At 61.0% G+C, this 14570-nt stretch carries 14 protein-coding genes; 9 read left to right on the plus strand and 5 right to left on the minus strand.

Features of this window, described 5'->3' with window-relative positions; genetic code table 11:
- Positions 1 to 183 precede the first annotated feature (183 nt).
- Both fadD2 and fadD1 read left to right on the plus strand, forming a co-directional pair.
- Positions 184 to 1872, plus strand: coding sequence for a long-chain-fatty-acid--CoA ligase FadD2 (gene fadD2 / locus BLU37_RS13555; RefSeq protein ID WP_090205627.1), 1689 nt, complete (start codon positions 184 to 186; stop codon positions 1870 to 1872).
- A gap of 387 nt (positions 1873 to 2259) precedes the next feature.
- Positions 2260 to 3957, plus strand: coding sequence for a long-chain-fatty-acid--CoA ligase FadD1 (fadD1, locus tag BLU37_RS13560; RefSeq protein WP_010448665.1), 1698 nt, complete (start codon positions 2260 to 2262; stop codon positions 3955 to 3957).
- 203 nt (positions 3958 to 4160) lie between these two features.
- On the opposite strand, the gene BLU37_RS13565 is transcribed toward fadD1, so the two are convergent.
- Positions 4161 to 4538 (minus strand): hypothetical protein, encoded by a 378-nt coding sequence (locus tag BLU37_RS13565; RefSeq protein ID WP_010445518.1) that lies wholly within the window; start codon positions 4536 to 4538, stop codon positions 4161 to 4163.
- Positions 4539 to 4783: 245 nt separating this feature from the next.
- Between BLU37_RS13565 and BLU37_RS13570 the strand changes: the two genes are divergently transcribed.
- From BLU37_RS13570 to def, 3 genes are all read left to right on the plus strand, one after another.
- Positions 4784 to 4975, plus strand: coding sequence for a CsbD family protein (locus tag BLU37_RS13570; RefSeq protein WP_010445517.1), 192 nt, complete (start codon positions 4784 to 4786; stop codon positions 4973 to 4975).
- 176 nt (positions 4976 to 5151) lie between these two features.
- Positions 5152 to 6096: a YihY/virulence factor BrkB family protein gene (locus BLU37_RS13575; protein ID WP_090205630.1), complete on the plus strand. Its 945-nt coding sequence runs from the start codon at positions 5152 to 5154 to the stop codon at positions 6094 to 6096.
- A gap of 2 nt (positions 6097 to 6098) precedes the next feature.
- On the plus strand, positions 6099 to 6638 hold the full coding sequence (gene def / locus BLU37_RS13580) for a peptide deformylase (RefSeq protein ID WP_090205633.1): 540 nt from the start codon (positions 6099 to 6101) through the stop codon (positions 6636 to 6638).
- 29 nt (positions 6639 to 6667) lie between these two features.
- On the opposite strand, the gene BLU37_RS13585 is transcribed toward def, so the two are convergent.
- Both BLU37_RS13585 and gstA read right to left on the minus strand, forming a co-directional pair.
- Positions 6668 to 7093: a GNAT family N-acetyltransferase gene (locus BLU37_RS13585; protein WP_090205636.1), complete on the minus strand. Its 426-nt coding sequence runs from the start codon at positions 7091 to 7093 to the stop codon at positions 6668 to 6670.
- Between the two features lie 171 nt (positions 7094 to 7264).
- Entirely contained in the window at positions 7265 to 7879 is a 615-nt protein-coding gene (gene gstA, locus BLU37_RS13590; protein ID WP_090205639.1) for a glutathione transferase GstA, read from the minus strand.
- 107 nt (positions 7880 to 7986) lie between these two features.
- Here gstA and BLU37_RS13595 point away from each other — a divergent pair, with 107 nt between their 5' ends.
- Positions 7987 to 8865, plus strand: a complete 879-nt coding sequence (locus BLU37_RS13595) for a LysR family transcriptional regulator (RefSeq protein ID WP_090205642.1) — start codon at positions 7987 to 7989, stop codon at positions 8863 to 8865.
- Between the two features lie 50 nt (positions 8866 to 8915).
- Here the strand turns inward: BLU37_RS13595 and BLU37_RS13600 are convergent, their stop codons facing one another.
- Complete coding sequence (locus tag BLU37_RS13600; protein ID WP_090205648.1) at positions 8916 to 9467, minus strand: hypothetical protein; 552 nt, start codon at positions 9465 to 9467, stop codon at positions 8916 to 8918.
- 241 nt (positions 9468 to 9708) lie between these two features.
- Between BLU37_RS13600 and BLU37_RS13605 the strand changes: the two genes are divergently transcribed.
- Positions 9709 to 11154, plus strand: coding sequence for an NAD-dependent succinate-semialdehyde dehydrogenase (locus tag BLU37_RS13605; RefSeq protein ID WP_090205652.1), 1446 nt, complete (start codon positions 9709 to 9711; stop codon positions 11152 to 11154).
- A gap of 110 nt (positions 11155 to 11264) precedes the next feature.
- Here the strand turns inward: BLU37_RS13605 and gntR are convergent, their stop codons facing one another.
- Positions 11265 to 12296 carry an HTH-type transcriptional regulator GntR gene (gene gntR / locus BLU37_RS13610; protein ID WP_090205654.1) on the minus strand — a complete coding sequence of 344 codons (1032 nt, stop codon included), beginning with the start codon at positions 12294 to 12296 and terminating at the stop codon, positions 11265 to 11267.
- A 227-nt stretch (positions 12297 to 12523) separates the two neighbouring features.
- Here gntR and BLU37_RS13615 point away from each other — a divergent pair, with 227 nt between their 5' ends.
- Complete coding sequence (locus tag BLU37_RS13615) at positions 12524 to 13054, plus strand: gluconokinase (protein WP_090205657.1); 531 nt, start codon at positions 12524 to 12526, stop codon at positions 13052 to 13054.
- 97 nt (positions 13055 to 13151) lie between these two features.
- Positions 13152 to 14504 carry a GntP family permease gene (locus BLU37_RS13620; protein WP_081354358.1) on the plus strand — a complete coding sequence of 451 codons (1353 nt, stop codon included), beginning with the start codon at positions 13152 to 13154 and terminating at the stop codon, positions 14502 to 14504.
- Positions 14505 to 14570: the final 66 nt, after the last annotated feature.

The raw sequence follows: 14570 nt of genomic DNA on the forward strand, positions 1-14570 counted from the left end.
ATTGTATAGCGCATCCACGTCGCGGGAGCAGACCAAGCTGCACATTGGCAGCAAGATTCATGATGTTAATGAGTGTGTCCGGCATATTTGCCTGATTCCCCATTGCTGCTACCGTCCGCTGAAGCGCCTTTTTCGTTTCGGCGAAGGCGGCTCCGGATAGGCTCAGGCAAGAGGACAAGAATAATGCAACCTGATTTCTGGAATGATAAACGCCCGGCTGGCGTGCCCCTGGACATTGAGGTGGGGGCCTACAAGTCGGTGGTCGAAGTGTTCGAGCGTTCCTGCAAGAAATTCGCCGATCGCCCAGCTTTCAGCTGCATGGGCGTGACCCTCAGCTACGCCGAACTGGAGCGTTACAGCGCGGCCTTCGCCGGCTACCTGCAAGCCCATACCGACCTGCGCCCCGGCGATCGCATCGCGGTCCAACTGCCCAATGTGCTGCACTATCCGATTGCGGTGTTTGGTGCGATGCGGGCGGGGCTGATCGTGGTCAACACCAACCCGCTTTATACCGTGCGCGAGATGCGCCATCAGTTCAAGGACTCCGGCGCCCGTGCGCTGGTATACCTCAACCTGTTCGGCTCGCGGGTTCAGGAGGTGCTGCCCGATACCGGCATCGAGTTCCTGATCGAAGCGAAGATGGGCGACCTGATGTCGCCGGCCAAGGGTTGGCTGACCAACCTGGTGGTCGACAAGGTGAAGAAGCTGGTGCCGCCTTACCAACTGCCCCGGGCGATCTCGTTCAAGAGTGCCTTGCACCTGGGACGTGGCCGGGACATTCAGCCGTTGCAGGTCAGCCTCGACGATGTCGCGGTACTGCAGTACACCGGTGGTACCACGGGCCTGGCCAAGGGGGCGATGCTGACCCATGGCAACCTGGTGGCGAACATGCAGCAGGCACGAGCCTGCATGTCCCAGATCGGCGCCGATGGTCATCCGTTGCTCAAGGAAGGCCAGGAGGTGATCATCGCGCCGCTGCCGCTGTACCACATCTATGCATTCACCGCGCACTGCATGTGCATGATGGTCACCGGCAACCATAACGTACTGATCGGCAATCCACGGGACATCGACGGCTTCGTCAAGGAGCTGAAAAAGTGGCGTTTTTCCGCGCTGCTGGGGCTCAACACTCTATTTGTTGCGCTGATGGAGCACCCGCAGTTCAAGAGTCTGGATTTTTCCGCCCTCAAACTCACCAATTCCGGTGGCACTGCGTTGGTCAAGGCTACCGCCGATCGCTGGCAGAAAACCACGGGCTGTCGCATCACCGAGGGTTACGGGCTGACCGAAACCTCTCCCGTGGCGTGTACCAACCCCTATGGCGAACTGGGTCGTCTGGGTACGGTCGGCCTTCCGCTGCCGGGTACCGCCTTGAAAATCACCGATGACAATGGCGTCGAGCAGCCGCTGGGGCAGCGTGGCGAATTGTGCATCAAGGGGCCGCAGGTGATGAAGGGCTACTGGCAGCAACCGCAGGCAACGGCTGAGGTGCTCGATGACGAGGGCTGGTTCAAGACCGGCGATATCGCAGTGATCGACACGGATGGTTTTGTCCGCATCGTCGATCGCAAGAAGGACATGATCATCGTCTCCGGTTTCAACGTGTATCCCAATGAAATCGAAGACGTGGTGATGGCTCATCCGAAAGTTGCCAATTGCGCGGTAATCGGCGTCCCGGACGAGCGTTCCGGCGAGGCGGTGAAGCTCTTCGTGGTGGCGCGGGAGGCCGGAGTGAGCGTCGAGGAGCTCAAGGCCTACTGCAAGGAGAACTTCACAGGCTACAAGATACCGAAGCATATCGTGCTGCGAGATTCGCTGCCGATGACGCCGGTGGGCAAGATCCTGCGGCGGGAGTTGCGCGATATCGCCTAAGGGGTTGATTTGCGATGGTCTTGCGGGCCTATTCGCGGGCAAGCCACGCTCCTGCAGTTCGGTATCGTACTTGTGACTTATGTACGACATAGAACTGTAGGAGCAGGGCTTGCCCGCGAAGCATTTACGGCTGAAAACCCTGCTCTAGAGGGGTAAGTCGAGAAATAGATTGTTTGCTCTAAAATGACTGATAGCTATTCTTCAGTCATGTTTATGACTGTAGGGGCCGTGCTTGGCTCTAGTCGACCCTCGGCAAAGCTGCTACTCTCGGCGCGCTTTGTGACTTCTCGGCGTAGGTTAAAGCCAGATCACCCAATAACAAACACAGACAAATAATAATCGCATCAAATGCGGTGCTGAATTCGCGTTGCTGAGGAGTGGGCTTCCATGATCGAAGACTTTTGGAAGGATAAGTACCCAGCTGGGATTGCTGCCGAGATCAATCCAGATGAGTACCCGAATGTTCAGACGGTATTGAAACAGTCTTGCCAACGATTCGCCAGCAAGCCTGCCTTCAGCAACCTCGGCAAGACGCTTACCTATGGTGAGCTGTATGAGTTGTCCGGGGCTTTCGCTGCCTACCTGCAACAGCACACGGACCTGCAGCCGGGCGATCGGATCGCCTTGCAGTTGCCGAATCTGCTGCAATACCCGATTGCCGTGTTCGGTGCCATTCGCGCCGGCCTGATCGTGGTCAACACCAACCCGCTGTACACCGCGCGGGAAATGGAACACCAGTTCAACGATTCCGGCGCCAAGGCGCTGGTGTGCCTGGCGAACATGGCGCATCTGGCCGAGGCGGTGGTACCCAAGACCGGCGTTCGGCATGTCATCGTCACCGAAGTGGCCGACATGTTGCCGCCGCTCAAGCGCCTGCTGATCAACAGTGTCATCAAGTACGTGAAGAAGATGGTGCCGGCCTATCACCTGCCCAAGGCCGTCAGGTTCAACGACGTACTGAGCAAGGGCCTTGGCCAACCCGTCCAGGAAGCCAATCCGGCCAGCGGTGATGTGGCGGTGTTGCAGTACACCGGCGGCACCACCGGCGTGGCCAAGGGTGCGATGCTGACCCACCGCAACCTGGTGGCGAACATGTTGCAGTGCAGAGCGCTGATGGGTTCTGAACTCAAGGAAGGCTGTGAGATCGTCATCACGCCGTTGCCGCTCTACCATATCTATGCCTTCACTTTTCACTGCATGGCGGTGATGCTGCTGGGCAACCACAACATCCTGATCAGCAACCCGCGCGACCTGCCGGCGATGGTCAAGGAACTGTCGAAGTGGAAGTTCAGTGCCTTTGTCGGTCTCAATACCCTGTTTGTTTCGCTGTGCAACAACGAGGCGTTCCGCAAGCTGGACTTCTCCGCGCTCAAGGTTACTCTGTCCGGTGGCATGGCCTTGCAACTGGCGGCATCCGAGCGTTGGAAGGCCGTGACCGGCTGTTCCATCTGCGAAGGTTATGGCATGACCGAAACCAGCCCGGTGGCGTCGGTCAACCCGAGCCAGAATATCCAGCAGGGCACCATTGGTGTCCCGGTGCCATCGACCTTGTGCAAGGTAATCAACGACGAAGGTGTCGAGCTGCCGTTGGGTGAAGTCGGTGAGCTGTGCATCAAGGGCCCGCAGGTGATGAAGGGTTACTGGCAGCGCCAGGATGCCACCGACGAGATCCTCGACAGCGAAGGCTGGTTGAAGACTGGCGATATCGCGATCATCCAGCCGGACGGCTACATGCGGATTGTCGACCGCAAGAAGGACATGATTCTGGTATCGGGCTTCAACGTCTATCCGAACGAACTGGAGGACGTACTGGCGACGTTGCCGGGTGTGCTGCAATGCGCGGCCATCGGTGTGCCGGACGAGAAATCGGGCGAACTGATCAAGATCTTCATCGTCGTCAAACCGGGTGTGACCCTGACCAAGGAGCAGGTGATGGAGCACATGCGGGCCAATGTCACGGGCTACAAGGTGCCTCGGTTCGTCGAGTTCCGCGATGCGCTGCCGACCACCAACGTTGGCAAGATCCTGCGCCGCGAGCTGCGTGATGAAGAGTTGAAGAAGCTCGGCCTGAAGAAGACGGCCTGACGCTTGTGCCGAAAAAACAGAGCCCCGCATTGCGGGGCTCTGTTTTTTCCGGGGCGCTCTGCGGGCGGTTTTTGATGTGGTGGTGAGCGGGCTTTGCCGTTTTAGGGCCGTCTCGCGCCCCAGCGCGGGCAAGCCCGCTCGCCACATAAGCTCTCAAACCACACAGGCCTACAGACAACACACGTCCGTTCAGTAGCCTGGGTTTACTGCTGGAATTGCGCAAAATTCACGCCGGTACCGTTTGGCCGCACATCCTGGAGAAACGCGTCCTTGTCCGCGCTCAGTTCCAGGCTCAGCGTCGGCTTGCGCTTGCCGGCGTTACGCACCTCCAGGCCTTCAAGCTTCTCGCGCAGGAACACCGTTGGCACCTTAAGGTGCAGCAACTGGTCGGTACTGGGCGTGTGCAGCAGCAGATGCACCCATTCGTACTGGCCGATAGCCAAGCGTCCCAGCGGGAGGTCGAACCACCAGATGTTCCGGTTGCGGCTCAGCTCGGTGAAATGGCAGTTGTTCGTACCCAGCACCGCACCGCCCAGTTCCTGGTTCCTGCGGGCAATAGCCTGCTTTTTGTCGAGTTTCATTACTTTCCCACCGTTATCGATCTTCAGCGCCGTAGCCTGAATCTGCCGCCTATTCTCGGGGGTTGCTCGGCAAACATAAAGGTAAACCTGTCTGCGGCGATGAAAGAGCTGACCAGGCTTGTGTGAAAACCCCTCTGAAGGCTTCTGTAAAAAACCTCCTGAAAAAAATGAAACTCCTGGCAACGCCACAAGGTCAATTTTGTGTAGCGATATGGATACCCCGCATTTCCCAACGGAGAAATATCATGAGCAGCACTGGCGATAAGATCAAAGGCACGGCGAACGAAGCGGTCGGTAACATCAAGCAAGCCATCGGCAAGGCCACCGACAATGATCGGCTGCGTGCCGAAGGCAAAGCCCAGGAGCTGAAGGGCGAAGCCCAGAAAGCCAAGGGCAACGTCAAGGAAACCATCAAGAAAGGTATCGATCGGGCCTGAAACACCGACCGATGATCGACCGAGCGGCCATCCCAGGATGGCCGTTCTGCTGTCTCGGCAAGCGGGTATCAAACCCGGAAATTGTTTACCGCTTGCCAACTGCGCTACCGTGAACAGGAAACCCACCCTTGAGTCGCCTGCTGACTGACTCCATGATTGCGGCGAAAGGAGACCCTATGATTTTTCCGGACTTGCGTGGTCTGCCCTTGCACCGTGTATTGATCCGTACGGTCAAGGAGTTCGTCGACGACGAGATGTCGACTTATGCGTCGGCACTGGCCTACCAGATGCTGTTTTCGCTGTTCCCCTTCCTGCTGTTCCTGATTGCCCTGATCGGCTTCCTGCACCTGCCGGACTTCTTCAGCTGGTTGCGCATGCAGTCGGAACTGGTGCTGCCGCCCCAGGCACTGGACCAGGTCAACCCGGTGATCGACCAGTTGCAGCAATCCAAGGGCGGCCTGCTTTCGGTGGGTATCGTCATCGCCCTGTGGACCGCCTCGTCGGGTGTGCGGCTGATGATGAGTGCGATGAACGCCGCTTACGATGTAGCCGAGGGTCGGCCGATCTGGAAACGCCTGCCGTTGTCGATTTTCTATACCGTGGGCATCGCTGGCATGCTGCTCGCGGCCGCCGCGCTGATGGTCCTCGGGCCGCAGGTGATGAGTTGGCTGGCCGGGCAGATCGGTATGGAGGAGTTCGTCGTGACGCTCTGGACCATCCTGCGCTGGCCGGTGATCGTGCTGCTGCTGATGTTCGCCGTGGCGCTGATGTACTACGTGATGCCGGATGTGAAGCAGAAGTTCGTGTTCATCACCCCGGGGTCGGTGCTCGCGGTGGTGGTGTGGATCGTTGCCTCCCTGGGCTTTGGCTACTACGTGAAAACCTTTGCCGACTACAACGCGATGTATGGCAGTATCGGCGCGATCATCGTGTTGCTCCTGTATTTCTATATCTCGGCGGCGGTGCTGCTGCTGGGCGCGGAAATGAATGCGGTGATCGAGCACATGTCGTCCGAAGGCAAGAATCCCGGCGAGAAGGATTTCCACGGGCAGGACGACCGGGCGCCGATCCATGGCCTCGGCCGCGAGCACTCTCTCAAATCGACTACTGACGAAGCCTGATCATGATCCGTGAAATCCTGAAAATGGGTGATGCACGCCTGTTGCGCGTGGCGCCGCCGGTTCCTCCCGAGATGTTCGACAGCCCGGAACTCTGGCAACTGATCGACGACATGTTCCAGACCATGGAGCATGTCGGCGGGGTTGGCCTGGCTGCGCCGCAGATCGGGGTCGACCTGCAACTGGTGATCTTCGGCTTCGAGCGCAGCGAGCGTTATCCAGAAGCCGAGGCGGTGTCGCAGACGATCCTGATCAATCCGCTGATCACCCCCCTGGGGCCGGAACTGGAAGAGGGCTGGGAAGGTTGTCTGTCGGTGCCGGGACTGCGCGGCGCGGTGGAGCGCTACAGGCGTATCCGCTATGAGGGTTTCACGCCCAAGGGCGAGCCGCTGGTGCGGGTCGCCGAAGGGTTTCATGCGCGGGTGGTGCAGCATGAGTGCGATCACCTGATCGGACGTCTGTACCCGTCGCGGATCACCGACTTCAGCAAGTTCGGCTTTACCCAGGTGCTGTTTCCCGATCTCGATCCGACCGCCGACGACTGAACACCTGTCACGCAGCCAACGGCGGCTGATCACTCATTTTTCGCCGCCGAGCTGATGCCCAAGGCAATCAGCGACTTGTTGCGTGAGTAGCGGACCAACCGGTCTGCCAGGGCCTGGGGCAGTCGAGTGGCGTGGCTGAAGCCGAGTTTCTCGTAGAACCCCCTCAGGTCTGGATGGCAGAACAGCCAGGTGGGTCCTGCAACTGTCGCCAGGGCGTTGGCGATCAGTTCCCCGGCCACACCCCGGCCACGCCAGCGCGGTTCGACGAACAGGCCGGTGAGCCAGAAACCTTCCATGACCGCGGTTAAAGACAGACCGGCGATGATCCCGCCATCGCGGGCCACCCACAATTGCCCTTCGCCGCTGGCGCGCATGGAAGAGCCGTGCGCCCGGTAAAACTTGTCGAGCAAGGGACGCAGTGATTGGGGGAGGGGGCTGTAGTCGAGATCGGGCATGGGGCTTGGGAGGGCGGTTGGGGGGCGTGATTATAAAAGTCTTGGCGTTGTTTGGGTTGTAGGCGTATGGGCGGTTATCAGAAAAGCTCCGTGGGTATGGTCCTGGCCTGCGAACACCCTTGCGGGCTGTGGGGGGGCTTCACTGAGCCGATTCGGCCTCCAGCGCCCTGATCACGCTCGGTCGTGCGCCGATTCGGCCTCCAGCGCCCTGATCACGCTCGGTCGTGCGCCGATGCGGGCCATGAAGCGCACCAGCGCCGGCCAGGGCGCCAGGTCGATAGCGAAGAAACGGTTCCAGCGCATTACCGTGAACAGGTACACATCCGCCACGCTGAAGCCGCCCTCCAGCAGATAGTCCTGCCGCGCCAGGGTGCTTTCCAGCAACGCGAAGCGCTGGAACAGCCGCGTGCGGAAGATTGCCTTGACCTCCTCGGGGATCGCCGCGTTGAACAACGGTCCCATCGTTGCGTGCACTTCGCTGCCAAGAAAATTAAGCCACTCTTGCAGACGCACCCGTTGCCAGCTGCCATTGGCCGGAGCCAGTCCGGCCGATGGCTTGAGGTCGGCGAGAAACTGCAGGATGGCCGCGCCCTCGGTCAGCACCTCGCCATTGTCCAGTTGCAGCGCGGCGACATAGCCCTTGGGGTTGATGCTTCGGAAATCGTCGCCGTGCTCGGTGATTTTACTGCGGTTGTCGACCCGAACCCCTTCGAACGGCAAGTCGAGTTCGCGCAGCACGATGTGAGGAGACAGAGAGCAGGTTTCAGGGGCGTAATACAACTTCATGGTCGACGGACTCCAGAGGCAAAAACACAGAACCGAGAGTCTCGTATTCGCATCCAGTTTGCGTAAAATTAATCCTTCAGAAACCTGCCATAAGGACAGCTACTGGAATGATGAACCTGATGCACTGGCGTCTGCTGGTGGCGATCCTCGACAGTGGCACTATCACTCGCGCCGCCGAGCAGGTCGGCATGACTCAGTCGGCCGCCAGCCAGGCCCTGGCCGGGATGGAAGAAACACTCGGCGTGCAGTTGTTCGTCCGCGAGGCGCGCCAGGCGGTGCCGACGGCTGTCGGGTTGCACGTGCTGGAGCAGGCGCGGTTGATGCTCGGTGCGCTGCAGAACATTCGTCAGCGGGTCGACAGCGCCAAGGGCCTGGCACGCGGTACGATCCGGCTGGCGAGTTTCCCCATGGTCCTGAGCACTTTGTTGCCGCCGTTGCTGCAGCGTTTTCGCCAGCGCTATCCCGGTATCGAGGTGATCGCGCTGGAGGTCAGCGATCATGAGGTCGAGGCGATGCTCGCCGGTAACCTGGTGGATGTCGGGGTGGTGCTCAACCCGGAGCCGGGGCGTGCAGCCCGTGAGCTGGGGCGCGATCGCTGGGTGGCGGTGCTGCCTTTGGGACATCATCTGGCGGCTCGTGGCCTTGAGGGACGGGTCAGCCTCGCGGAACTGGTGGCCGAGCCCTTTGTGCTGGCGACCGGCGGCTGTACGGTCAACGCCCGCAGCCTCGCTGCCGAGGCTGGTCTGCAACTTGCGGATGTGCGGGTCGAGGTGCGCGAGTGGAGCAGCGCTTTCGCCCTGGTACGGGAGAACCTTGGTGTGAGCCTGGTGCCGGAGCTGACCTTGCCGCCAGAGCGCAGGGGCCTGCGGGTGCTGCCCCTGGATATCCCCGTCGAGCGTCGGTTTGCCCTGGTGGCTTGTCCCGCGGCCAGCCAGCGCGCGGCAGTGGCGGCGTTGTTCGAGATGCTGGATCAGTCGGCCATATGACTGGCGACCTGCCTGGCCCGGTGGGCGCGTCGTATCGCTGATCCCACCGGTCAGGTAGGGCTGGTGAGGAACGCGCTGGCGGTCTGCTGCTCGACCGGATCAGGGCTGTTCTTTGCGTTCTGTGCGTTGAGTTGTTCCTTGATGCGTTCGGCGATCTGGTTGTTGATCGCCTGCTGCTGTTCGGGTGGCAACTGCTGGAAGCTTGCCTCGGTCAGCCCCTGATCCTTGAGCAACTGGTCGCGCAGGCGTTCGGTCGGCGACTTGTTCATGAAGTCCTTGAATTCTTTCATCGCATCGCTGTCGGTACTGGTGGCGGTGGGCGCGGTGCGGGTGCTCGGTGGTGTGGCGGTGAGGGTGGCTGCAGCGGCCACGTCCGGTACCTTGGCTTGCAGGTGTACGCGGGTCTTGGCGAACGCGGCACTGACGTTGTCGGCCACCTTGTCGGCGGCACTCTGGGTGGTTGCACCCGAGGTGAGGCCGGCCGCAGCCTGGGCGGTTTGGACGAAACCGCTGGACAGCGCGTTGTTGGCGACGGTGGTCGGGTCCAGGTCCGAACGGTAGGTGGGCTGGATCACCGGCGTATGACGGGCATTGACCAACATGGGATAAATACCTGAGTGTTAAAAAGACCTTGAGGTCTGAGCAATTTGTATGCCGGTTGCTACAAAGCCCGATTTGATGCGCTTGGCGCGATACAGACCTGCAGCCTCTGGCCGGAAAGCGGACAATTCTTGCCGCCGGGTTTGCCGCACTGGCATTTTGAACGTTTACTTGCAGCCCTGGGCAATCGCGCGTTCAGTGGTCTGCCGTCGACGCCGTGAAGGATTATTTGGGAGAGTACCGATGACCGATGCGAATTATGTGAATACGCAACTGCTGATCGATGGTGTATGGAGCGATGCGCAGAGCGGCAAGACGATCGATGTGCTGAACCCGGCCACCGGCCTGGTCATCGGCCAGGTTGCCCATGCCGATATCGCCGATCTGGACCGGGCCCTGGCGGCCCTGCAACGCGGCTTTGACGTGTGGCGCTGGGTGCCGGCCAACGAGCGGGCGCAGATCATGCGCAAGGCGGCGCAGTTGGTTCGCGAGCGTGCCGAAGGCATCGCGCAGTTGCTGACTCTGGAGCAGGGCAAGCCGATTGCCGAGTCGCGGGTGGAGGTCAACTCCGCCGCCGATATCATCGAATGGTTCGCCGACGAAGGGCGGCGGGTCTATGGTCGAGTCGTCCCATCGCGCAACGTTGCCGTGCAGCAGACCGTGGTGCGAGAGCCGGTTGGCCCGGTCGCGGCGTTCACCCCGTGGAACTTCCCGGTCAACCAGGTGGTGCGCAAGCTGTGTGCCGCACTGGCCACCGGCTGTTCCTTCCTGGTCAAGGCACCCGAGGAAACCCCTGCGTCGCCAGCCGCCTTGCTGCGGGCGTTTGTCGATGCCGGCGTGCCACCGGGGGTGGTCGGGCTGGTATTCGGCGATCCGGCACAGATTTCCTCCTACCTGATTGCCCACCCGGTGGTGCGCAAGGTCACGTTCACCGGCTCGACTCCGGTGGGCAAGCACCTGGCGGCGCTGGCCGGTCAGCACATGAAGCGGGCGACGATGGAACTGGGCGGGCATGCGCCGGTGATTATCGCCGAGGACGCCGATGTCGAGGCGGCGGTCAAGGCCATGGCCGGCGCCAAGTTCCGCAATGCCGGACAGGTGTGCATTTCGCCGACGCGGTTTCTGGTGCACAACAGCATCCGTGAGGAGTTCACCCGGGAGATGGTTCGTTATGCCGAGTCGCTCAAGGTCGGCAATGGCCTGGACGCCGACACCACCCTCGGCGCGCTGGCCAACGGTCGGCGCCTGAGTGCGATGAGCCAGGTGGTCGAGAGCGCGCTGGCCAGTGGTGCGCGTCTGGAAACCGGTGGCGAACGGATCGGCAACACCGGTAACTTCTTCGCCCCGACCATCCTGTCCGGTGTGCCTCTGGATGCGGATGTGTTCAACAATGAACCGTTCGGTCCGGTTGCCGCCGTACGGGGTTTCGACTCGCTCGACGAGGCCATCGCCGAAGCCAACCGCTTGCCCTATGGCCTGGCCGCCTATGCCTTCACCCGTTCGTTCGCCAACGTGCACCGGCTGACCCAGCGGGTCGAGGCCGGCATGCTGTGGATCAACCAGGCGATGACGCCTTGGGCTGAGATGCCGTTTGGCGGGGTGAAGGATTCCGGCTACGGTTCCGAAGGGGGACCGGAGGCGCTGGAACCGTACCTGGTGGCGAAATCGGTGTACGTCAACTCGCTGTGAGTGGCCGGCCATCCGCAGGGATGGCCGCGATACTTGCCGCCTGCTTGTGAAGCGTCAGCTCCTGACGATTCACGGGCAGGGGCGCGTGACCTGCAAAGTCGGTGCGCGGCTCAACTGCTCTCGCGCACCATCAGTTCGAAACCCATGTCCACCACCGGCTGGGGTACGGCGTTGCCCGCCATCAGGTTCAGCAACTGTTCCGCCGCGCGCTGCCCGATGGCTTCGCGTGGGGTGCGGATGCTGCTCAGGCGCGGGACCATGAAGGCCGATACCGGCAAGTCGTTGAAGCCCAGGACCGCCACCTGCTCCGGTATCTTGATGCCGCAGCGCATCGCTTCGAGCAAGGCGCCCTGTGCCAGGTCGTCATTGCCGAAGAAAATCCCGTCGACCTGCGGGTGGCTGTTCATCATCTGTAGAAACAGTTCACCGCCGAGCCCTACCGATGACGGCCGAGGTGTCAGTAACTCCAGGTCCGGATTGTAGAGGCCAGCCTGTTGCAACGCCTGGCGAAAGCCTTCGCCGCGCAGCAGGGTGCGCTGGTCCAACTGCGCGCCGATGTAGGCCAGGTTGCGTCGGCCCCGGGAAATCAGGTGCTCGGCGGCGGTGGCCCCGGCGCGTTGTTGCGAGAAGCCCACGCAATTCACTCCCGCGCCGGGATCAAGGTCCATCATGTAGACACACGGCACATTGCTCGTTTCGATCATCCGTCGGGCACTTTCCGAACGATCGAAACCGGTCAGCAGCAGGCCACGCGGCTGGTAGGCCAGGTAGTTGCGCAGCAGGTTTTCCTCTTCGTCGCGGGAATAGTGGCAGTTGCCGATCAGCACTTCGAAACCGCGTGGCCGCAGTACCTTGTGAATCGCTTCGAGGGTATCGATGAACAGCAGGTTGGACAGCGACGGCACCAGCACCACCACCGAATGACTCTGGGCCGAAGCCAGGGCCCTGGCCGCTGGGTTGACCACGTAGTTCAATTCTTCGGCCGCCCGTCGGACCTTTTCCACCAGATCCGTGGCCACGCTGCTGATGCCGCGCAGCGCACGGGACGCGGTGATCGGGCTGACACCGGCCAGGCGTGCGACTTCGTTGAGGGTAGGGCGGCCCGTCGTGCGGGGGTTCTTGTCGTTCTTGGTCGAGGTCATCGGACGGCTTGCCAAACAAAATTCGAGGTACTAAGGTAGCGCTGTCTCGATGGGCCTGCAATTGCCTGGGTGCGGTTTGCCTGAACTCGCCTGGTAACGCCTGCAAGCTGTAGCGCGGCACTCGATAAAAACGACAAGAAGACGTCGGCAACGCGTGTTTTGTGCTTTGCTTTTGCTGTATCGGAAGCTCTGACAAAGACAGCGCTGTCTTCGTGCTGAGGTGTTAGATGAGTCAACCCATCACTGCCCTGGTCATCATGGGCGTTTCCGGTTGCGGCAAGTCCAGCGTGGGCGAGGCTATCTGCCGGCTCGGCGCGGCAACCCTGATCGAAGGCGACAGCTTTCACCCTGCGGCGAACATCACCAAGATGAGCGCCGGTATCCCCCTTACCGATGAAGACCGTGCCGGCTGGCTCGACACCCTGTGTGATGAGCTGCGTCGGATCGTGGCGACTGGCGAACATCCGGTGCTGACCTGCTCGGCATTGAAGTTGCGCTATCGCGAACGCCTGCGCCGTGCCGTACCGGGACTGGGCTTCGTATTTCTCGAACTGACCCCGACGGTCGCTGCCGAGCGGGTCAACCACCGTCCTGGGCATTTCATGCCCGGTACCCTGATCGACAGCCAGTTCGCCGCGCTGGAATCACCGCGGGACGAGCCGCTGACCTTGACGCTCGATGCGACCCGCGACGTCGAACAATTGGCCCAATCGGCCAATCGCTGGTGGCAGGCCAACGGCCTGGAACGAAGCGCCTGATATCAGGTCCTGAAAAAAACGACTGGAAAAGATAGCGCTGTCCCCAGGCTATCGTTCACTGACGAATACGATAAGAACAACAACCAGGAGACACCTCATGTTCGGACTGTCCCACAACACCTATCTGCTGCTCGATGCAGTGGTCACCATCATCGGGCTGATCGTGCTGATCACCCGGTTCAAGATCCATCCCTTCATCGCCCTGATCATTTCCTCGGCGTTTCTCGGCCTGACCTCGGGCATGCCGGCGGACAAGATCATCAAGGCGTTCCAGGACGGTTTCGGCGGGGTGCTGGGGTTCGTCGGCATCATCCTGGCGTTGGGGACCATGCTCGGCAAGATGATGTCGGATTCGGGTGGTGCCGATCAGATCGCCCAGACCCTGATCCGTGCCTTCGGCAAGGAGCGGGTGCAGTGGGCAATGATGTTCGCGGCGTTCCTGGTGGGGATTCCGCTGTTCTTCGAAATCGGCTTCGTGCTGCTGATCCCGCTGGTGTTCATCGTTGCCCGGCGAACCGGTGTGTCGCTGATCAAGATCGGTATCCCGTTGCTGGCCGGGCTGTCGGCAGTGCATGGCCTGGTGCCGCCGCATCCGGGACCGCTGCTGGCGATCGGCGTATTCAACGCCGACATCGGCAAGACCATTCTCTACGGATTGATCGTTGCCCTGCCGACCGCGATCATCGCCGGTCCGATCTATGGCACCTTCATTGCGCGCTACATTCCTGGTAATCCTTCGCAGGAACTGGTGGATCAACTGGCTCGGGAGCCTGAGTCTGGCAGCCTGCCCAGCTTCGGCGTGACCCTGGTGACCGTGCTGTTGCCGGTGTTTTTGATGCTGCTCAAGACCTTCGCCGATGTCGTTTTACCGGACGGGCATTTCTTCCGCATCTGGATGGACATGATCGGCCACCCGATCAGTGCCTTGCTGCTGGCCCTGCTGCTGGCGCTGTACACCTTCGGCAAGCGCCAGGGCATGGACTCCAAGCGTATCCTCAAACTGCTGGATGCGAGCCTGGCGCCGACCGCGGCAATCATTCTGATCATCGGTGCCGGGGGCGGCTTCAAGCAGATGCTGGTGACCAGCGGCGTGGGTGATGTGATTGGCCATATCGCGGTGAATGCGCAGATCTCGCCGATCCTGCTGGCGTGGCTGGTGGCGGCGGTGATCCGCGTGGCGACGGGGTCGGCGACGGTGGCGACCATTACCGGTGCCGGGATCGTGATGCCGGTGGTGGACCTGATTCCCGGGGTGAACCGTGAATTGCTGGTGTTGGCGACGGGAGCGGGCTCGCTGATTCTGTCTCACGTCAACGATGCGGGGTTCTGGCTGGTCAAGCAGTACTTCAACATGACCGTGGCCGAGACCTTCAAGACCTGGACCGCGATGGAGACCATCCTGTCGGTGGTGGGGCTGGTGTTTATTCTGTTGCTGTCGCTGGTGGTCTGATTCTTGTAGGCGCCTGCTTGCTGGCGATGAGGGCAGTGGGTCTTGTATCGACCTCACGGACGTCAT

Origin of the sequence: Pseudomonas asplenii, assembly GCF_900105475.1 — a bacterium.
Taxonomy (GTDB): Bacteria; Pseudomonadota; Gammaproteobacteria; order Pseudomonadales; family Pseudomonadaceae; genus Aquipseudomonas; species Aquipseudomonas asplenii.

Excerpts from the sequence above, each read along its gene's own strand:
- BLU37_RS13570 (WP_010445517.1), top strand. The coding sequence starts at position 4,784 with ATGAGCAGCACTGGCGATAAGATCAAAGGCACGGCGAACGAAGCGGTC.
- gntR (WP_090205654.1), bottom strand. The coding sequence starts at position 12,296 with ATGACCTCGACCAAGAACGACAAGAACCCCCGCACGACGGGCCGCCCT.
- BLU37_RS13565 (WP_010445518.1), bottom strand. The coding sequence starts at position 4,538 with ATGAAACTCGACAAAAAGCAGGCTATTGCCCGCAGGAACCAGGAACTG.
- BLU37_RS13605 (WP_090205652.1), top strand. The coding sequence starts at position 9,709 with ATGACCGATGCGAATTATGTGAATACGCAACTGCTGATCGATGGTGTA.
- def (WP_090205633.1), top strand. The coding sequence starts at position 6,099 with ATGATCCGTGAAATCCTGAAAATGGGTGATGCACGCCTGTTGCGCGTG.
- BLU37_RS13575 (WP_090205630.1), top strand. The coding sequence starts at position 5,152 with ATGATTTTTCCGGACTTGCGTGGTCTGCCCTTGCACCGTGTATTGATC.
- BLU37_RS13600 (WP_090205648.1), bottom strand. The coding sequence starts at position 9,467 with ATGTTGGTCAATGCCCGTCATACGCCGGTGATCCAGCCCACCTACCGT.
- BLU37_RS13595 (WP_090205642.1), top strand. The coding sequence starts at position 7,987 with ATGATGAACCTGATGCACTGGCGTCTGCTGGTGGCGATCCTCGACAGT.
- BLU37_RS13615 (WP_090205657.1), top strand. The coding sequence starts at position 12,524 with ATGAGTCAACCCATCACTGCCCTGGTCATCATGGGCGTTTCCGGTTGC.
- gstA (WP_090205639.1), bottom strand. The coding sequence starts at position 7,879 with ATGAAGTTGTATTACGCCCCTGAAACCTGCTCTCTGTCTCCTCACATC.
- fadD1 (WP_010448665.1), top strand. The coding sequence starts at position 2,260 with ATGATCGAAGACTTTTGGAAGGATAAGTACCCAGCTGGGATTGCTGCC.
- fadD2 (WP_090205627.1), top strand. The coding sequence starts at position 184 with ATGCAACCTGATTTCTGGAATGATAAACGCCCGGCTGGCGTGCCCCTG.
- BLU37_RS13585 (WP_090205636.1), bottom strand. The coding sequence starts at position 7,093 with ATGCCCGATCTCGACTACAGCCCCCTCCCCCAATCACTGCGTCCCTTG.
- BLU37_RS13620 (WP_081354358.1), top strand. The coding sequence starts at position 13,152 with ATGTTCGGACTGTCCCACAACACCTATCTGCTGCTCGATGCAGTGGTC.